Below are 19,482 nucleotides of genomic sequence, written 5' to 3'. Positions count from 1 at the left end.
CTGTGCCTATTCTGGTCCCCGCGCAGCCCATCGGAGGACCGAATCGGTTCGACTCCACAGAGGTGACCCCCACGTGACGACCCATCCCCGCAGAAGCCTCGGTCGGGTGCTGGAGGACTTCGGCTCCACACTCCTCGACCTGATCCACGGTGACGCGGACGCCGTGGAGGAGATCGGCGGGGTGGTCATCCACGACCCGTACGACGAACCGCAGTACCCACCGCACGCGGTCGTCCTCGGCGCCGCCGTGCACGGGCACGCCGAGATCGCCGGCCTCCTGCGCACGTTGGGCACCCACGGCGTCGCCGCCCTGATCGTGCGCGGGCCGGTCGAGCCCGACGCCGCGGTCGAGCGCGCCGCCGCCGGGGCGGGGGTGGCGCTGCTGGCCTTGACTCGGGGGGCGTCCTGGGCGCAACTCGCGGCGATGCTCCGTACGTTGCTCACCGAAGGCGATGTCGGCGAAGCCGGCACGCAGACCCTGGGCGGCGTGCCCTCCGGCGACCTGTTCGCCCTGGCGAATGCCGTGGCCACGCTCCTCGACGCCCCGATCACCATCGAGGACCGCCGCTCGCACATCCTCGCCTTCTCCGGCCGCCAGGACGAGGCCGATCCCTCGCGCGTGGCGACCATCCTGGCTCGCCGAGTACCCGACACATACCTGCGCATTTTCGAGGAGCGCGGCGTCTTCAAGGAGCTGTACCGCAGCCGGGAGCCGATGTTCATCCCCCCGGTGATCCTTGCCGGCGAGGCCGCGCTCGCCCGTACCGCGATCGTTGTTCGGGCGGGCGACGAGATCCTCGGTTCGATGTGGGCCGCCGTCCGGGAGCCCCTCAGCCCCGAACGCGCCGGGGCCTTCGTGGAGGCATCCAAGCTGGTGGCCCTGCACCTGTTGCGGCACCGGGCCGGTACCGACGCCGAAAACCGGTTGCGCGCGGACCTGGTCACCACCGTGCTGGAGGGCGGCCCCGGCGCCGTCGACGCACTCGCCCGCCTGGGACTGGGGTACGAGCCCACGGTGGTGCTGGCGCTGGGCCTGGCCCGCGGCCACGGCGAGGACCACACCCAGTCGACGGCCGAACACCAACGCTTGACCGCGGCCCTCGCGATCCACCTCAACGCCGTGCAACCGCGCTCGGCCGTCGCCCTCCTGGGCGACACCGCCTACGCCGTCCTCCCGGCCCCCGGCGACCCGGCCGCCGCGTGCGAGCGCGCGGTGCAGATCGCCACGAACTTCCTCGACCGCACCGGCGACCGGGTCAAGGCGCTGATCGGCATCGGGACGATCGCGCACGAACCCACCGCACTGCGGCGCTCACGCACGAACGCGGACCGCGCGCTGCGGGTGCTGGGCGGCGGGCAGGTGAAGCAGCGGGTCGCCTCGATCACCGACGTCTACATCGACGCGCTGCTCCTGGAGATTCGCGACCTCGCCGCGGCCAACGGCGACGAACTCGTCGGTCCGCTCGCCCGGCTCGTCGCCTACGACGCCAAGCACAACACCAACCTGGTCGACACGCTGCGGGCGTGGCTGGACGCGTTCGGCGACGTGACCTCCGCTTCGGCGAGCATGTTCGTGCACGCCAACACCTTCCGGTACCGGATGCGTCGGATGGCCGAGGTCGGCCGGATCGACCTCCAGGATCCGTCGGCGCGCTTCGCGATCACCCTGCAACTGCGGTTGATGAGCCCGCAGCCCGGCGACGCGCCCCCGGCCCCGCTCTCCACCCCGCCTTCGGCCCCGGCCGATGGCGTCACGAGAGCCGAACCCGGTGCCGCACCTCCACGCGATCCGGCGCGGACGGCACCCGCGGACCGGTGCGGACCCGTACCCGGACGCCACACCGGATGGCGCACTCCATGACCATCGCCGCCCGCGCCGGCTGATCAACACCACGAGTATGTCGAGGAGTTCGTCGCAGCGTTCACCCCACCGGCGGAGCGCTGATCCGGCGCGACCCGCGCGAAGCCGATCGGAGCCCGCCGGCCCGCGGACGTCGGTTACCCGACCAGGCACGGGTGACCGACGCCGGGCGCCGGAGTTGTGCCGGCCCGCAGCCGGCCCGCGGCCGCTCCGCGGTTGATCCGCGACGCCGCCGTCGCGCTAGTCGGCCGCCGCGATCAACTCCGCGCCCAGCTCGCCCAGTGCGGTCGCCAGCAGGTGGGTGTTGGCGCGTGGCACGGTCGGCACGACCGAGGCGTCCACGATGTGCAGGCCGCTCAGGCCGTGCACGCGCAGCTCCGCGTCGACCACGCCGGCCGCCGGATCGGTGCCGATCCGGCAGGTGCCGACGCCGTGGTAGAAGGCGTAGTGCGAGGCGGCGAAGGACAGGCACAGCACATCGTCGGGCATGTCCGACACCCGCGACACGGCGTCCGGAGCGAGCGCGAGGCCGGAGGCGGCCACGACGCGCGCGGCCAGGCGCACCCCGATCGCCAACCGTTCCAGGTTGTCGCGGTCGGTGGTGAACGGCCAGGAGATCCGGGCCGGGGCATCCGGCGCGGCGCCGGTGGGGACGATCGAGCCGAAGCCGTTGGGCAGTTGCAGGGCGACGCTGATCTCGATCTCCCGCGTGCCGTCCGGATTGCGCCGGGCCACGGGGGTCAACTGGAGGTCGTGGGTGCGTCCCTGGTCCGGACAGGCCGTGGCGCGGGCGATCGTCTGTAGCGTGGGTCCACCGTCGGGCACCGCGTCCGGTCGGACCGCCGCCCGATAGGACACCACCATGTGATCGCTCAAGCCTGCGCCGACGGCCGGGAGTTCGTGCACCGGCTCGATGCCCAGCCCGGAGACGCCGTGCGCCGGTCCCACACCGGAGCGCCACAACAACAGCGGGTTCTGCACGACGCCCGCGGACAGCACGACCCGGCCCGCGTATATGCGTTCGCCGTCGGCCAGTTCGATGCCGACCGCGCGGCCGCCGGTGAGCAGGACGCGCCGTACGTGGGCATCGCCGCGTACGGTCAGATTCGGGCGGGCGCGTGCCGGGTCGAGGTAGGCGACCGTGTTCGACACGCGTCGGGTGCCGCGCCGGTTCATCGGGATCGGGCCGACCCCGGTCGATCCCGGACGGCTGTGGTCGGCGCACAACGGCAGTCCCTCGGCCAGGCATCCGTCGACGAAGCCACGCTGCAACGGGCTCCATTCGGCCTCCGGGTGCCGCACGATCGGGATCGGTCCGGCGTTGCCGTGGTGGGGGTCGTCGCCGAAGTCCAGGTCGTCTTCGATCCGGTTGAGGTAGGGCAACATTCGCTCCCACCGCATTCCCTCCGGCCAGGACGCGAAGTCCTCCGGCTCCGGGCGCATCGCCACCGCGCCGTTGGTCGCCGACGAGCCCCCGACACCGCGCCCGCGTGCGTAGTTGAGCATGCGCCCCGCGGTCGAGGCGACCTTGTCGCCCCAGTTGTACGGCCAGGCCACCGGCCGCGACAGATGCCGCAGTTCGTCCGGCATCGTGTCGACGCGATGGTCGGGACCGGCCTCGACCAGCAGCACCGTACGATCCGGTCGCTCGGACAATCGGGCGGCCAGGACACATCCGGCCGAGCCCGCGCCGACCACGACGACGTCGAACGTGCCCGGACCGCCGCCCGGGGATCGGCCGTCGCGCGTGGACGCGGTCGCGGACTGGGGATCGGGCTTCTGTCGGCCGGCTGACATGGGCGACTCCTCCACTTCGGTGACTACGGACTCGACTGTTTCGTTCAAGGGACCGGCTTGTTCGGGTATCGCCGGCCGTGCCTACGTGGAGTGTGCCGCCGTCTCCCAGGCCGTGCGGGTCGCGGCGAGGGTGGCCTCGGTGAACGTGTGCAGGTCGGCGGTGCGCCAGTCGTCGGCGAGCAGTTCGACGCTCACCACGTCGTCGTAACCCTTCGCCGCGAGCGTCGCGCAGAACCGGTCCAGGTCCAGGACGCCTCGGCCGGGGAGGACCCGGCGGTGCATGGACTCGTGGTGCGTGTCGTCGGTCACCGGCGCGGGTGCGTCCGCGAACTGCACGAAGCCGATGCGATCGAGCGGCAGCGCGACCAGGTCCGCCCACGTGCTCGGCCCCCGGAAGAAGTGCCAACTCTCCACGACCAGGCGCAGATTCGGATGCGCCACCCGCTCCCACAGACGCAGCGCCTCGGGGATCGAGTCGACGTGCCGGGTGGGCAGGAACTCCACGGACAGGCCGACTCCTTCCTCGGCCAGGGATCCGGCGCACCGGGCGGTGTTGGCCACCACCGCGTCGTCGATCTCGCCGGTGACCACACACAGCACCTGTTCCGGGCGCAGTACACGCGCCACCCGAAGGACATGTTCCAGGCTGCGCAGCGTCCTGGCCTTGTCCGCGGAGATCGACAACGAGACCAGCTCGTGGCAGGGCAGATCGTGCCGCCCCAGGTGGGCGGCGAGTTCGCTCACCGGCAGACCCTCGCGTTCGTGCGCGAGCACGGAGAGGAGATCGAGCCCGATGTGGTCGTAGCCGGCCGCCGCGGCGGCGGCGATCTGCCGCGGGAGGGACGGCGGCAGTCCGTAGTAGGTCGAGTGGTTGAAGGTGTTGAAGCTGTAGCGCATCGCATCCTCACGTGCCCCTTGGTCGGCTCGGCCTGCCGGGTGGTGGACGGGTCACATCTTGTGAGGCCATCATAACCATGATAGCCATGAAACAAGACGGGCCCGGGAGTAGGCCGTCGCCGCATTCCCCACGGACGAGGAGTCCCGGCCTGGCCGTTTCCGACGACGACCCCGCGCTGCGCCGGATCGCGCACGCGGAACTGCTCCACCGCCCGGGCGAGCGCGCGCGGCCCCGGCGCGTGCTCGTTTCGGGCTCGGCCCCGACTCCCGCCCCGGCGTCCGCCATCTCCATCCGTCATCGCCATCCGAGTTGGCGGCCTCCGGGGCGTGGTGCGGTTTCCGGTCGTGGGCGCGATCCACCTCGATACGGACCCGTGTGTGGGGTCGGCGCCCGTGGGTGATACTGGGCAAATCGACCTCGGAGTCCGGAAGGATCGACGGGTGACGGAAGACGGTCACAGCGCGCTTCCCTTCGAGCTGCCCGCGGACTGGGCGAGCCCGCTGGCGCACGCCGTCTTCGATCAGGGCGCGATGCTCCTCGCGGCGGTGGATCCGGATCTGCGGGTCGTCGCCACCAACGCCACCGCCGAGCGCTTTCCGCAGATCCCGATGGGTCCCGGGGACGACATGGCCGCCGTCTTCGCCGCCCTCGGCCTCGCATACCTGGTGCCTGTGCTCGGGCGGGCGCTGTCCCCGGCGGGGCCGCTCCTGCGCAGGTGGCAGTTGGTCGCCGCACGTGCCGCGGGCGGGAACCTGCTGCACCTCACCATCGGCATCCTGCGCATCGAGCGCGCGCCGGGCTCGACCCTCGGCCTGCTCGTCACCGTGAACGACATGACCGACCTGGTGCGCTCCGAATCCCGCTTCGAGGTGGTCCGCGAGGCCGCCCAGACCATCGGCGACTCGCTGGATGTCGCCCAAACGGCCCAGCAGCTCGCGGACCTGGTGGTGCCACGACTGGCGGACCTCGCCGCCGTGCACCTCGCCGAGGCGGTCGTCGCCGGCGAAGAGCCCGCGGTCGACCCGACGACCGGCTACACACCCGAGCTCCGGGCCGGAGTGGCCTTCGTGGGTGACGCGTGGCCCGGGGAACTGGTCCAGGTCGGCGAACGGCTGCCCGTACCGCCGGACATCCCCTCGGTTCGGGCCATGGAGGGCGGGGCCACCCTGCTGATCCCGCGACTCGAGCCGCTGCCGGGCGACTCCTCGGTGCCCGCGAACGCGCACAGTCTGCTGGCCGTACCGCTGTTCGCGCGCGGCCACTCGCTCGGCAGCGTGCAACTGTGGCGCACCGAGCGCCCGGATCCGTTCGACGAGAACGATGCCCGCCTGGTCGAGGAGATCGCCTCGCGTGCCGCGCTGAGCGTGGACAACGCGCGCCGCTTCACCCGGGAGCACAACGTCGCGCTGGCCCTGCAACGCAGCCTCCTGCCCGAGGAGGGCAGCGACGAACCGGCCGCCGAGACCTTCGCGGCCTACCTGCCCACGTCCTCCTCGGCCGGGATCGGGGGCGACTGGTACGACACGATCCCGTTGTCCTCGCTGCGCCTGGCCTTCGTCGTCGGTGACGTGACCGGGCACGGCCTGCAGGCCAGCGCGACGATGGGGCGCCTGCGTACCGCCGTCCAGGCGCTCGCCGACATGGACCTGCCGCCGGACGAGCTGCTGACACACGTGGACGACCTGGTCCAGCGGTTCCCGAACCGGTCCCATGGTGCCGAGGCGGTGTCCGGCGCAACGTGCCTGTACGCGGAGTACGACCCCGTGACCGGCCGCTGCCGGATGGCGTCCGCCGGGCATCCGCCGCCGGTGGTCCTCGCCCCCGACGGACGTGCCCACTTCGTGGAACTGGAGGCCGGTCCGCCGCTGGGGGTCGGCGGCATGCCGTTCGAGATCGCCGAGATCGAATTGGCGCCGGGCAGCGTACTGATCCTGTACAGCGACGGCCTGGTCAGCGGGCCCGACCACGATCTCGGCGCGGGCATGCGGCGCCTCCTCGATCGTCTCGAACACACCGACGCCCCGCGGCAGGATCTGGCGAAGATCGGGCGCGACCTGCTCGACCCGGCGGTGGTCGGCTCGTGCGACGACGACACCACCCTGTTGCTGGCCCGGGTCCGCCCGCTGCCCGACGAGGATTGCGTGGTCTGGGAGTTGCCCGTCGATCCGGCGCACGTGGCACGGGCCCGCGACCTGACGACCGGGCAACTCGCGGCCTGGGGGCTGGAACACCTCGCGTTCACCACCGAACTGGTCGTCAGCGAACTGGTCACCAACGCGATCCGCTACGGCGAAAGCGGCCCCATCACACTGCGGTTGATCCGCAGCCGGGATGTGTTGATCTGCGAGGTCTCCGACCCCAGCAACACCCAACCGCGCCTGCGCCGCGCGCACAGCACCGACGAGGGCGGCCGCGGTCTGTTCCTGGTGGCCCAACTCACCCGCAGGTGGGGGAGCCGCTACGAGCGGTCCGGAAAGACGATCTGGGCGGAGCAGGGAACCGCGCCGATCGAGGAGGCCTGGGACTTCGACTGAACGGGTCGTCCGTTGCCGAGTCGTCGACGGGTCGCGGGTGCGCGACCGACAGCGTACGTGGGTCGACATCCGGCGTGAGCGGTTCGGTGCGGCGGCGGCGCGCGGTCGACGAGGGTGACGAGGGTGACGAGACCGCGCCGACCGTCGTGGCGGCGGCCGGATACACGTCGTTCCCGATCCCGCGGGGCGCCACGCGACCGGCCGGTCCCGGCCCCGTAGTCGGACGCCGTGCGTCGCCGTCGACGCCCGGTGTTCGAGAGTTAAGACGATCACATCGGATTCTCGAACGATTCTCTTGTGTGTGACGGGTCGTCCGCCTACCTTCGGCGGTGGTCGGCCGGTGGCCACCCGGGGTGCGCGTCGCCTGTGCGGGAGTGTCGCCCCGAGCCACTGCGACCGGGCCCGGGTCGAGCCCGCGACCTCGCCACACGACGAAGGAATCCGATGGCAGCAGACGCCGAAACGTCCGACCGCGACACGGCTCCCGCGGTGATCCCACTGGCCGACGAGAGCCCCGAGTCCCTGTACGCGCTGCTCGCCGAACGCGGATGGGGCGACGGACTTCCGATCGTCGCGCCGACCCCGGGACGCGTCGACGCGATGCTGGCCGGCTACGACGGCGACCCCGACGAGGTGATCGGCGTCCTGCCGCCGCGCCTGGGCGAGGCGACCGCGCGGGTGCTGGCCGCGAACGCGGTGATGGCCGGATGCCCGCCACGGTCGCTGCCGCTGCTCGTCGCCGCGGTGCGGGGAATGTGCGCGCCCGAGTTCAACCTGCGTGGCGTCAACTCGACCACGCACCCGGTGTCGGTGATGGTCGTCGTGCACGGGGAAGCGGTGCGCCGCTGCGGCTTCAACGCCGGCACCGGCACCCTCGGCCCGGGCAACCGCGCCAACGCCACCCTCGGCCGTGCGGTGCGCCTGACGCTCATGCACATCGGCGGCGGCACCGCCAAGGGCGTCGGCGACGAGGGTCTGGGCGACGCGGCGACCCAGGGCCAGCCGTCCAAGTACACCTTCTGCCTCGCGGAGAACGCCGAGGCCAGTCCGTGGCCGACCTACCCGCGCTCGCTCGGCCTGGACGCGCCGAGCGCGGTGACCGTCGCGGGCATGGAGAACCCGCACAACGTGCACGACATGGAGACCCGGAACAACCCCGCGCCGATTCTGGACAAGGCCGCCAGTGTCATGGCGACGTTCGGCACGAACAACGCGGTCGTCTCCAGTGCCGAGTACTTCGTCGTGGTCGGCCCCGAACACGCCGCGACGCTTGCGGCGGCGGGCTGGGCCCGCCAGGACGTGCAGGCCTACCTGTTCGAGAAGGCCCGCCGCCCCGCGGGCGACTTCCGCGCGCACTTCACCGCCGCGCTGTGGCGTCCGTGGATGCGCGCGCTCGGCGACGACGACCTCCAGCCGATGACCGAGAGCCCGGACAACATCCGCGTCCTGGTGGCCGGCGGCCCGGGCAAACACTCGCTGGTCGTGCCCAGTTGGGGTCTGACCCGCAGCGTCACCGTCCCGCTGGCCTGATCATCCGAGCCTTTCCCACGGAGCCGCATCCATGAGCGTCACGATCATCGACCCCACCGGCCACGTCGGCGAACCCGCCAAGCGGCTCGCACCCGGCCTGGACGTCCTCACCGGCAAGCGCATCGCGGTCCTGGACAACCTCAAACCGCACGCCGGCCACATCCAAGGCGGCATCGCCCGCCTGCTGGCCGAACGCACCGGCGCCACCGTCACGTTGGAGATCGCCAAGGTCAGTGCCGCGCTGCCCGCCGAACCGGAGGTGATGCAACGCATCCTCGAGTGCGCCGACGTGGTGATCACCGGTTCCGCGGACTGCGGCTCGTGCACGTCCTGGAGCAGCCACGACACCGTCGAACTGGAGCAACTGGGCGTCCCCACCCTGCTCCTGGCCACGGCGGGCTTCACCGAGATCGCCCGCCAGGTGTGCTCGCTGTACGGACTGCCGCAGGCGCGGGTGCTCACCGTGCGTGGCCCGCTGGGCGGTTCGACCGACGCCGAACTCGACGCGATGGCCGCCGAAGCCGTCGACGACGCGCTGTTCCTGGCCACGACCACGCCCACCGCCTCGTGAACGGCCCCGCATACGCCGGGTCTCCCGCACAGCCGTGCGCGCGGCTTCGCGCGCAGCCCTGTGCTCGGCTCCGCACGGTGCACGGGACGGCACGCAGGAGGGGGAACCGATGGCTGTAGAGATCGACCTGACAGGCCGTGCGGCCCTGATCACCGGTGCCGGGGCCGGGATCGGGCGGGCCGTCGCGGTCATGCTGGCGAGTGCCGGCGCGGACGTCGCGGTCGTGGACATCGACGCCGACGGCGCGGCGGAGACCGCGGCGCTGGTGCGCGCGACCGGGCGCCGGGCGATCGCGCCGGTCGGCGACATGACGATCCCGGACGACGTCGAGCGCACCGTACGGGCCGCCGCGGACGAACTCGGCGGCCTGCACATCGCGGTCAACAACGTGGGCATGATGGCGGGTCATCCGGCGGTGCCCTTCCTGGACTGGACCCCGCAGGCGATGCGCGACGTGGTCGCCGGGAACCTGCTCGCCACCGCGTACTCCTGCCAGGCCCAGGCCCGGGTGCTCGGCCGCGGCGGTGTGATCGTCAACGTCAGCTCGGGCGAGACCACCCGCCCGGCGCCGCTCACCGCGCTGTATGCGGCGGCGAAGGCCGCGGTCAACCACCTGACCGGGACCCTGGCGATCGAGCTGGCGCCGCTCGGCATCCGGGTCAACGCCGTCGCGCCCGGCACCACGTTGACCCGCGACGTCGAAGCGGCGCTGAGCCCGGAGTACCGCCGCGCACTGGAGACCTCGATCCCGCTCGGCGGCCTGTCCGATCCGCAGGACATGGCCCGGCTCGTACTGCTGCTGGTCTCCGACTTCGCGGCCCACACCACCGGCCAGTTCGTGCTCTCCGACAAGGGCGCGTTCCTCTCCCGCAACCGCCCCGAACTCACCGTGGACTGACCCGCCGCTTGCGCGTCGACGATCGCTGGGGGGTGGGCCCACCCGAGCAGCCGCCGGCGCCGCTACTTCGATCCGCAGGCGCGCCGGTGATCGTCGCCGCTCTCGGGCGCGCGGCCGCCGGTGGACTCGGTGACCTCCGCGGCGGCGGCCAGCAGGCGCTTGCCGGCGCGGGTGATCTCCGTGCCTCGCAGTGGTTTGGCCATCAGCAGGGACAGCACCACCGAGGTGCGTCCGTGGGCGTCGAACGCCGGGGCGGAGATGCTGTTCACGTCGTAGCGGACGCGGTCGTCCAGGCGCTCCGGCAACGAATCGATGTGGCTGAGCTCGGTGTACAGCAGGGCGACGGCATCCTGCTGGGCCGCGGAGAGGTCCTCGCGCATCAGCCCGTACAGCGCATCGCGCAGGCGCATCGACGCCTGGCTCTCGCGGTGCACGTCGTAGCCGCGACGGCGGATGGTCTCCAGTACGCCGATCAACCGGCCCCGGAACTCGTCGTCGGCGCGCGGTGCCCGGTCGAGCCACGCGCGGATCGCCTCCTCGCCCGACCAGGCGATCTGGACCGCGCCGTACGGCGGCACCAACGGAATGCGCAGGCCGATCCCGGAGGCGTCACCCGCAGACCCGGGCCCCGCCGCGTCCACCACCGTGATCGTCTCGGCGTCGTGCACCGCGGCGGTACAGGGCACGCCGAACTCCTCGGCCAACGACACCAGATGGTGCTGCGCGGCGCGGGCGGCCGGGAAGGAGCGCTCGGCCGCGTGGCCGACCGCGATCAGCGCCGGACCCAGGCTGTACCCGGTCGGCGTGTGCAGCAGGTAGTGCGCGTCGGCCAGGCGGCGTACCACCGCGTGGCAGGTCGCCTTGCTGATCCCGCTGTGCCGGATGATCTCGGTGAGGGTGAACTCGCGGCCCGGGTGGGCCGAGAGCAGATCGAGTACGGCGATCACCCGGTCGGTGGGCGGGGAGGCGGACCGGTCGCCGGGTTCGGCGGCGGGATGCGCGAGCGAGGGGGAGGGCCGAACAGGGGTCATCAGGCTTTCCACCAGAGGTCGAGTGCGGTGTGGCCGAGGAAGCCGGCTCGATCCGCGGGGGAGAGGCGGCGTGCGGCGTGCCGGCCCAGCGCGGCCATCTCCGGGTAGGTCGAGCCGACGGTCTGCGGGTGGTCCGACCCCCACATGACCCGGTCCGCGCCGAAGGTGGCCGCGAGCTTGTCCACCACATCGGCCGGATCACCCTCGGCCGCCGCGTGTCTCAGCACGTGCGTGGACACCTTGACCCGCACCGCCGGGAGAACGGCGAGTTCGAACAGCGGGGCGGCGGAGGCGAACGGCGCACCGCCCGACAGGTCGGCGAACCCGCAGTGGTCCAGCGCGACCGGGACGTCGGGGTGCGCGGCGACCACCGCGCCCAGCCGGGGAAGGGCCTCGGGGAACAGCACCGGGACCATCGTCAGTCCCGTCTCGTCCGCCAGTGCCCACACCTCGTCCGCGCGCCCGTCCTCCAGCCAGCGCGGCCGGTGCCCGTGCACGCCGAAGGCCCGCACGCCGCGCAGGAGTTCACCGGCGTCGCGGGCGAGGGCCGCGAGCGCGTCGACGGGGTGGGCGCAGTCCATGTCCACCGCGCCGACCAGGGCGAAGCGATCCGGGTCGGCGCGCACCGCGTCGATCGCGTACGAGCAGTCGTACCCGTACGCGCCCACCGCCTGCACGATCACCGCGCGGTCGACCCCGCCCGCGCGCATCCCGGTCGACAGGTCCCGCGTACCGACGTCGTCCGCGTGGAACCAGGTGCTGCCGACGCCGGAGGGCGCGAGGGGGTAGCGATCGCGGTCCGCCGACGCCGCGTGCACGTGGGCGTCGACCACGACGGGTTTCCGAATAGTCGGATCGGCGGGTCGCATAGTCGAATGCTAGGAGCCGGGTGGGCCGCGGGCAACGTGGCACTGCTTACAGGCATGATGGGGTCGAATATTCGAACGACATTGATAGCTTTTTCGAACGAGGTTAGGGTGGGCCGGCTTCCACGACAGTGAAATGCCCGAGAAGGAGAGCACGATGTCGCCATCCGCCGAGGAGATCACCCGTGCGCTCGCGCCGTTGTCGGTGGTGCTCGCCGCCGACGACTTCCGCCTCGAGGTGAGCCGCCGCGGCGCCGACAACGTCACGCTGACGATCACGGCCGGGCCCACGGCGTGCCCCACCTGCCTGGTGCCCGAGCACATCACCCGCCGAATGGCCGAACAGCACCTGAACAAGCTCTCCCGCGAGGACTGGCTCATCGAGATCGCCTACCCGGCGTTCGCGGCCGACGCGGCCGAGTGACGCGAGGGCGAATGCTCTTTCGGCGCCCGGAGCTGTGGTCGGCGCGGGTCGGCGGACCGGCGTGGGCAGGGCCATGCGGGGGAGTTCGACGCCTCCCGGGAGTCGGTGCCCGCCGGCGGCGGCTCACGTTCGGTCGAGGACGGCGACGGCCTCGACCCGGTTGCGATCGACACCCGACGGTACGCGTCCATCCTCGGCAGACCGTCCGGGCTCGGCAGGACGCCCACGTGCTCTCTTGTGGTTACTCGAGAACTGTAGGAAAGTGAGTGCCGACCTGGGAGAACGCGATTTTCGGCGACTGGGGACCCTGATGGTGACCAAGCAGTTCAAGGGCTCGACCGAGGACGCGGACCTGAGGCGCGCGGACTCCCTGGCGCGGGAGATCTTCTCGGACATCGCCAACAAGTGGGCGCTCCTGATCACCGGCGCACTCGACGACCGAACGCTGCGCTTCAGCGAGCTGCGCAACGAGGTCGAGGGCATCAGCCACAAGATGCTCACCCAGAACCTGCGCATGCTGGAGCGCAACGGCCTGGTCGAGCGGTGCGTGTATGCGACCGTGCCGCCGCGCGTGGAGTACACCCTCACCGGGCCGGGCCGGGACCTGCGGAAGACGGTCGACGGCATGTGTGACTGGACCCAGCGACACCTCGGTCACATCGAGGCGTCCCGGGACCGCTTCGAGGCCTGAGGGGTGAGGCACCCGTCGAGGCTCAGCTTCCTCCGTTGGGATTGCTGCCGCCGGTCCAGGTGACGGGCCCGTGCACCTGGCGCAGGTGGTTCGTCAGGATGTCCGAGATCAGGTTCAGCCACGCGGTCCAGGACTCGTGCGATCCCGAACCCAGACCGCGTTCGATCCGGAAGAAGCGGTACAGCGCGCCGTCGTCCGGGAACAGCGCCAGTGCCTCCGCGCATTCGGCGACGACCATCGGCAAGTACCAATGGCACAGCCCTTGTTGGTGGGTGTGCTCGACATACAGGGCGATGCCTTCGGCATCGGACAGGGTCTCCTCCTCCAGGGCGATCCCATCCTGGCCGAAGTACAGTTCGAGCATGTCCGCCAGGCGCCCGAACCGCTGCCGCAGTTCCCACGCGGTGGGTATCTGTCCGGCCAGTCGGGCGCTGAGACCGACCGTCCAACTGTCGACGTATTCGGCGACGTCCAGGAACACCTCGGGTCGGCCGCCCGCGCCGGAGCGCCGGGCGAGTTCCTGGAGATCGTCGGGCACCTGGTCCTCGGCCGTGCCGCCGGTCGCCAGTGCCTTCCCGACGGCCCGGATCTGCGCGGCGGCCTCGAACACGGTCAGGCCACCGCGTTCGGACCGGTCCCACAACACGCGTAGCGGCGGTTGCAGGGCCTCGGCCCGCTTCTCGGGGTCGACCGGGATGCCCTCGGACACCGGGTGAAGGAAGGGCGTGAGCAGCAGGCGGGCGCCGGAGTAGCGAAAGTGGTTCTGGTACACGCGCTGGGTCCCTCCAAGTACACGGACCGATCCGTGCGACCGGGCCCAGGCTCATGATCTCGGCCACCCGGCGACTGAGCGAACGATCCGCGCCAATCGGCAGTTGGTGTGCGGAATTCGGACACCCGGATCGCCCCGGCCCGGCCCGATCGCGCGTCGGGCCGGCCCGGGGCGGGTCCGGGTGGGGAGGTCAGTGCGGGTGGGGGTGGGGCTTCTCCGGGGCGTCGGGGGTGGGGGTCACGTCGTGAGCCAGTGCTCGTTTGTCGGTCTTGCCGATGGCCGTGCGCGGGAGCGCGGGCACGAAGTGCAGGACGTCGGGGGACTTGTAGGCGGCGAGACCGCGGGCGGTGAGGAAGGATTTGAGGTCGGGCAGGGTCGGGGGAGCGGCGGGGTCGGCGGGGACGATCACCGCACACACGCGTTCGCCCAGGACCGGGTCGGGGAGCGGGATCACCGCCGCGTGCCGCACGCCGGGGTGGGTGGCCAGGTGCTCTTCCAACTCGCCGGCCGGAACGCCCTCGCCGCCGCGATTGACCACTTCCTTGACGCGGCCCTCGACCACGAGGTATCCCCCGGCGAGGCGGCGGACCAGGTCGCCGCTGCGGTAGTGGCCCTGTGGGGTGAACGCGCCGGCGTTGTGGTCCTCGGCCCGGTAGTAGCCGCGAATCGTGTACGGGCCGCGCACGAGCAACTCGCCGATCTCGCCCTCGGCGACCGGTCGTCCCTCGTCGTCGACGACCAGCACCTCGTCGTCCGGGCTCAGCGGCCGGCCCTGGGTCTCGGCGACCAGGTCCGGACCGTCGTCGAGGCGGGTGTAGTTGAGCAGGCCCTCGGCCATCCCGAAGACCTGTTGCACCGTGCAGTCCAGGCTCCGGCCCAGGGTGCGGGCCAGGTCCGCGTTCAGCCGCGCGCCGCCGACCTGGATCAGCCGCAGCGACGAGCGGTCGCCCGGCTCCCACTCCCACATCTGCGACCAGAGGTCGGCCAACGGCGGCACGACGGCGGTGACGGTGACGCGTTCGCGTTCGATCAGCGGGAAGACCGTGTCGGGGCTGGGGTCCGCGGCGAACACGACGGTGCCGCCGACGCCAAGAACGCCGAGGATGCCCGGGCACGCGAGCGGGAAGTTGTGCGCGGCCGGCAACGCGACCAGGTAGACGTCGTCGGCGGTCAGGCCGCACACCTCGGCGCTCGCCCGGGCGTTGTACGCGTAGTCGTCGTGGGTGCGCGGAATGAGCTTGGGCAGACCGGTGGTTCCGCCGGAGACGAGCAGGACGGCGACGTCGGCAGGTGCCGGGCCGGGGAGTTCGCCCGGTTCGGCGTCGACGTCGGCCAGCCTCGTCTGATCGGGGCCGTCCGGCTCGCCCGCGACGATCACGTGCCGCAGGGAGGGGACCCGGTCGCGGATCTCCCGGGCCAGGGTGCGGTAGTCGAAGCCCGCGTACACATCGGGTATGACGTACGCGACGGCCTCGGACAGGGCGGCGAGGTGGCCGATCTCGTGCGCGCGATGCGCCGGCAGGCACAGCGCGGGTACGGCCCCCAGCCGGGCCAGGGCCAGCAGGACGACGGCGAAGTCGGCGGAGTTGGGCAGGTGCACCACCACCCGGTCGCCCGCGGTCACGCCCAGTTCGGCGAACCCGGCCGCCGTGCGTTCGGCCCGGTGGTGCAACTCGGCGTAGGTGACGCGGCCCGCGGCGTCCACGAGGGCGGTGCGTTCGGGCCACGCCTTGGCCCACGAGCGGGAGAGGGCGCCCAGCGTGTCGCCGCGCCAGTACCCGGCCGCGCGGTAGCGCCGTGCGAACTCGTCCGGCCACGGCACGCAACCAGGCAGGGACATGGTGTTCTCGGCATGCATCGAGGGCTCCGGGATCGAGGGAATCGAGGGGGTCGAGGGGTGGTGGTCGCGCGGGCGGGGGACCGCCTCGGGGCGGTCGCCCGGGGCACCGGTCACGGCGTCGTGGGGGGCTGCGCCGCGAGCGCGGCGTCGACCGCCTCGTCCGACAGCGCCGCGACCCGTACGTGGATCCCGGCGATCCGCTCCAGTCGACCGGGCGTCGTCTCCTGCGCCCGCAGGCGCGTGGCCAGGGACGCGACCGTGCGGGCGGCGAAGACCAGGCGGACGGTGACCGCCCCGGCACCGAGGACCTCACGCAGTCGGCCCACGATCGCCGTGGCCAGGATCGAGTCCCCACCCAGCGCGAAGAAGTCGTCGTCGCGCCCGAGTTCGCGCTCGCCGGCGGGCAGTGCCTCCTGCCAAACCGACGCGATCAGGCGTTCGAGGTCGGTGCGCGGCGGCTCCGGCGGTGGGCCCGCCGGTCGGCGTCCCCACAGCGGGGCCAACCCGCGGCGATCGATCTTTCCGTTGGCGGTCAACGGCAGTTCGTCGACCCGCACGATGTGCTCGGGGATCATGTGCGCCGGCAGCGACTTCGCCGCCGCGTCCCGGAGTTGCTCCACACCTACGTCGGACCCGGCGGCGACCGCCGCGACCAGGGCACCCTCGTGCACGCCCGCCACCGCGCGGCGCACCCCGGGAACGCCGGCCAACGCGGCCTCGATCTCGCCCGGCTCGATCCGGAACCCGCGCAGTTTGACCTGGTGATCGGCGCGGCCCAGGAACTCCAAAGCGCCGTCGGGCAATCGCCTGGCCAGGTCGCCGGTTCGGTACCAGCGCAGCCCGGCCACCTCGACGAAGCGTTCCGCGGTGCGCTCGGGATCGCCGCGATATCCGGCCGCGACACCGTCGCCGCCGATCCACAGTTCGCCCGGTACCCAGTCCGGGCAATCCCGGCCCACCGCGTCCACGACCCGGCAGCGCACGTTGCGCAGCGGCGTGCCGTACGGGATCGCCCGCCACTGGGCCGGTAGTTCGCTGCCGGCCGGCACCTCGTGGACGGTGGAGTGGATGGCCGTCTCGGTCGTGCCGCCGAGCGCGACGAAACGGCATTGCGGCACCTGCGCGTGCAGCCGCCCGGGAAGATCGACGGTGACCCAGTCGCCGCCGAGCAGCACCACCCGAAGTGTGTCGCCCAGGCCCGCCGACGTCGGTCCCGCGCCCGCGGTGAGCAGCATGTCGAGCAGTGCCGGTACGCAGTTGACCACGGTGACCTGCCGTTCGCGGACCAGGTCCACCCAGCGGCCGGCCTCGCGTCGGTCCTCGTCGGCGGGCAGGACCACCGCGCCGCCGGCCGACAGCAGGCCGAACACGTCGAACACCGACAGGTCGAAGTCGAGAGCGGACAGGCCCAAGGCGCGATCGTCGGGTCCGAGCGCGAAGCGCTCGACGAGGTCGTCGATCGTGTTCATCGCGGCGCGGTGCGGGACTTCGACACCCTTGGGCTCACCGGTGGAGCCGGAGGTGAAGAGCACGTAGGCGATGCTCTCCTCGTCGACGGGAACCGGCGGCTCGGCGGTGGGCGCGGGGAGTGCGGCGGCCTCGGCGAGGGCGAGCGCGGGCGCGAGGGGCGAGGCACCGCCGGCGCCGTCGGTGTCCAGGACCAGCCGGATGCCCGCGGTGCGGTGGATGCGTTCGCGGCGCGCGGCCGGCTGCTCGACGCCGATCGGAACGTAGGCCGCGCCGGCGGCGAGGATGCCCAGCGCCGCCACGATCTGCTCCGGCCCCTTGGGCAGGGTGACCGCCACGCTCTCGCCGGGCGCGACGCCCCGCGTGCGCAGGGCGGCGGCCACGCGCAGTGCGCGCTCGGCGAGTTCGCCGTACGACAAGGTGCCGCCGTCGGCGTCCGAGGGGCCCCACAGCAGGGCCGGCGCGTGCGGTCGTGCCGCGGCGTGCGCGAAGAATCCCTCGTGCAGGCTGTGCCGCGACCGGGGGGCGTCGGTGGTGTTCACCCGATCGAGGACGGCCCGCTGCGCGGCGGGCAGCAGGTCCGGCATCGGCTCCCGCCAGTCGGCCTCGGCCGTGCCCAGGCGGGTGACCAACTCCCGATAGGCGGCGAACATCGCGTCCACGACACCGTCCGGGAAGGCGTCCTCGCGCACGTCCCAGTTGACCAGCAGTCCACCGCGCACCTCGGTGATCTGGGCGTCGAGCAGCACCTGCGGCCCCTGCGAGACGATCCACGACGGTTCGCCGAACAGGCGGCGAACGTCGGCGTCGAAGAGTTCGCCCAGGCCCAGTGCGCTGGTGTACACGATCGGGGCGAGCACCTGTTCGCCCCGAGCGCGGGCCAGGTCGCGCAGTACGTGCAGGCCCGAGTGGTCGGCGTGCGCCGCATCGCGGTGCATGCGGGACTGGAGCGCGCGGGCGTGGTCCAGGAACGAGCGCGGCTCGGACATGTCGACGTCCAGGAGCACCGATCCGGTGAAGTCGCCGACCAGGCGCGGTACGTCCGGGTGCAGGTCCTCGCGGTCGAACAGCGGCACGTTCAGCAGGAACCTGGGGCCGGCGCTCCAACCGGCCAGGACGGCGGCGAACGCGGTCGCGAAGGCCATCGCGGGGGTGACCCCGTGCGCGTGCGCGCGGGCGGACCAGTGCCCGTGCTCCTCGGTGGTCAGCCACAGGTGACGCCGGGTCACTCGGGTCAGGTCGGCCGGAAGCGGGGCGCGCAGCGGGAGATCGGGCGCGCCGGGCAGGTCGGGGATGCGCTCGTGCCAGTAGGCGGCGGCGCGTTCGGCCGCGGCGCGCCGCAGCGGGGGACGGGCGGCGAGGTAATCGCGGTAGTCGTAGCCGAGTTCGGCGGGCACCCGCTCGGAGTGCGCGTACAGGTGGGCCAGATCGGCCAGCAACACCCGGTAGCTGAGCGCGTCCGCGGCCACCATGTCCACGTCCAGGTGCAATCGGCTGCGGCCGTCGGGCAGCAGGCTCACCCGCAGGTCGAAGACCCGTCCGGCTTCGATGTCGAGCATCTGGTGCGAACATTCGTCGCGGACGCGGTCCAGGTGCTCGGCGGCGGTCGCGGCGTCCGCGTCGCGCAGGTCCAGCACCCGCAGCACGTCGCCGGGCACGGTGGGGCGGATCTCCTGACGACCGTCGTCGGTGATCCGCACGCGCAGCATGGGGTGTCGGGCGACCAGGGCGCGCGCGGCGGCCTCCAGCCGGGCCGGGTCCACGGCGGCGCCGGGTTCGGTGTCGAACTCGGTGTACAGGTGCGCCGCGACACCGCCCAGGGTCTGTCCCTCGGAACGACCGATCCAATAGGCGTGTTGCATGAGTGCGAGCGGGAACGACCCGGGCCCGGTGCCGGGTTCCGCCGCCGGCTCGACCGTCGGTAGCGGATCCGGCTCGGCCGCCGCCGGCTCGCCGCCCGCCAGCAGCGCGACCCACGCCCCGACGGTGGGTGCGGTGGCCAGGTCCGCGAAGGTGACCCGGGCGCCGGCCCGGCGCCATCCGCCGGCCAGGCGCATCAGGCGCAGCGAGTCGAGTCCGTGCGCGATCAGGTCGTCCCCGTCGCTCAGGGATTCCGGTGCCACGCCCAGCATTTCCGCCACGTCGCGCCGTACGTCCTCGACGGTCAGCCGCACGCTGTTCTCCTTCGATCACGAATGTGTCCGCGGGACGCGAGTGCGACGGTGTCCATCCGAGACGTCCTTGACACCCACCCCGAGCGTCACAAATATAGGCTAGGCAAACCTAAGTCGGGCAAGGCTTT

General features: G+C 72.4%; 14 protein-coding genes. 7 read left to right on the top strand and 7 right to left on the bottom strand.

Annotated elements, in window-relative coordinates; translation table 11 throughout:
* Positions 1-73 precede the first annotated feature (73 nt).
* Positions 74-1,861 (top strand): PucR family transcriptional regulator, encoded by a 1,788-nt coding sequence (locus ACIBSV_RS20795; RefSeq protein WP_395865012.1) that lies wholly within the window; start codon positions 74-76, stop codon positions 1,859-1,861.
* A gap of 240 nt (positions 1,862-2,101) precedes the next feature.
* On the opposite strand, the gene ACIBSV_RS20790 is transcribed toward ACIBSV_RS20795, so the two are convergent.
* Entirely contained in the window at positions 2,102-3,658 is a 1,557-nt protein-coding gene (locus tag ACIBSV_RS20790; RefSeq protein WP_395865010.1) for a GMC family oxidoreductase, read from the bottom strand.
* 81 nt (positions 3,659-3,739) lie between these two features.
* On the bottom strand, positions 3,740-4,555 hold the full coding sequence (locus ACIBSV_RS20785; protein ID WP_395865008.1) for a sugar phosphate isomerase/epimerase family protein: 816 nt from the start codon (positions 4,553-4,555) through the stop codon (positions 3,740-3,742).
* A 441-nt stretch (positions 4,556-4,996) separates the two neighbouring features.
* On the opposite strand from ACIBSV_RS20785, the gene ACIBSV_RS20780 reads away from it, so the two are divergent.
* The 4 genes from ACIBSV_RS20780 (at position 4,997) to ACIBSV_RS20765 (ending at position 10,089) form a co-directional block, all read left to right on the top strand.
* Positions 4,997-7,090, top strand: a complete 2,094-nt coding sequence (locus ACIBSV_RS20780; RefSeq protein WP_395865006.1) for a SpoIIE family protein phosphatase — start codon at positions 4,997-4,999, stop codon at positions 7,088-7,090.
* A gap of 444 nt (positions 7,091-7,534) precedes the next feature.
* Positions 7,535-8,620, top strand: coding sequence for a hypothetical protein (locus tag ACIBSV_RS20775; protein WP_395865004.1), 1,086 nt, complete (start codon positions 7,535-7,537; stop codon positions 8,618-8,620).
* Positions 8,621-8,651: 31 nt separating this feature from the next.
* Positions 8,652-9,191: a hypothetical protein gene (locus tag ACIBSV_RS20770; protein ID WP_395865002.1), complete on the top strand. Its 540-nt coding sequence runs from the start codon at positions 8,652-8,654 to the stop codon at positions 9,189-9,191.
* A gap of 109 nt (positions 9,192-9,300) precedes the next feature.
* Positions 9,301-10,089 carry an SDR family NAD(P)-dependent oxidoreductase gene (locus ACIBSV_RS20765; protein WP_395865000.1) on the top strand — a complete coding sequence of 263 codons (789 nt, stop codon included), beginning with the start codon at positions 9,301-9,303 and terminating at the stop codon, positions 10,087-10,089.
* Between the two features lie 62 nt (positions 10,090-10,151).
* Here the strand turns inward: ACIBSV_RS20765 and ACIBSV_RS20760 are convergent, their stop codons facing one another.
* Together ACIBSV_RS20760 and ACIBSV_RS20755 are read right to left on the bottom strand one after the other, a co-directional pair.
* On the bottom strand, positions 10,152-11,120 hold the full coding sequence (locus ACIBSV_RS20760) for a helix-turn-helix domain-containing protein (protein ID WP_395864998.1): 969 nt from the start codon (positions 11,118-11,120) through the stop codon (positions 10,152-10,154).
* Entirely contained in the window at positions 11,120-11,989 is an 870-nt protein-coding gene (locus tag ACIBSV_RS20755; RefSeq protein WP_395864996.1) for an amidohydrolase family protein, read from the bottom strand. The genes ACIBSV_RS20760 and ACIBSV_RS20755 overlap by 1 nt, the downstream gene beginning before the upstream one ends.
* Positions 11,990-12,143: 154 nt before the next feature.
* Here ACIBSV_RS20755 and ACIBSV_RS20750 point away from each other — a divergent pair, with 154 nt between their 5' ends.
* A complete protein-coding gene (locus ACIBSV_RS20750) occupies positions 12,144-12,410 on the top strand; it encodes a hypothetical protein (protein WP_395864994.1) in 267 nt (88 codons plus the stop codon).
* Positions 12,411-12,720: 310 nt separating this feature from the next.
* A complete protein-coding gene (locus ACIBSV_RS20745) occupies positions 12,721-13,101 on the top strand; it encodes a winged helix-turn-helix transcriptional regulator (RefSeq protein WP_395865286.1) in 381 nt (126 codons plus the stop codon).
* 22 nt (positions 13,102-13,123) lie between these two features.
* Here ACIBSV_RS20745 and ACIBSV_RS20740 read toward each other — a convergent pair whose 3' ends face one another.
* The 3 genes from ACIBSV_RS20740 to ACIBSV_RS20730 form a co-directional block, all read right to left on the bottom strand.
* Positions 13,124-13,873 (bottom strand): hypothetical protein, encoded by a 750-nt coding sequence (locus tag ACIBSV_RS20740; RefSeq protein WP_331771841.1) that lies wholly within the window; start codon positions 13,871-13,873, stop codon positions 13,124-13,126.
* Positions 13,874-14,063: 190 nt separating this feature from the next.
* Complete coding sequence (locus ACIBSV_RS20735; protein WP_395864992.1) at positions 14,064-15,731, bottom strand: (2,3-dihydroxybenzoyl)adenylate synthase; 1,668 nt, start codon at positions 15,729-15,731, stop codon at positions 14,064-14,066.
* A gap of 92 nt (positions 15,732-15,823) precedes the next feature.
* Positions 15,824-19,354: an amino acid adenylation domain-containing protein gene (locus tag ACIBSV_RS20730; protein WP_395864990.1), complete on the bottom strand. Its 3,531-nt coding sequence runs from the start codon at positions 19,352-19,354 to the stop codon at positions 15,824-15,826.
* Positions 19,355-19,482: the final 128 nt, after the last annotated feature.

It is taken from the genome of Embleya sp. NPDC050154 (assembly GCF_044460165.1).
In the GTDB taxonomy this organism is placed as follows: Bacteria; Actinomycetota; Actinomycetes; order Streptomycetales; family Streptomycetaceae; genus Embleya.
The sequence above is the reverse complement of the archived record's forward strand: the minus strand, read 5'-3'. Positions and strand labels throughout refer to the sequence as shown.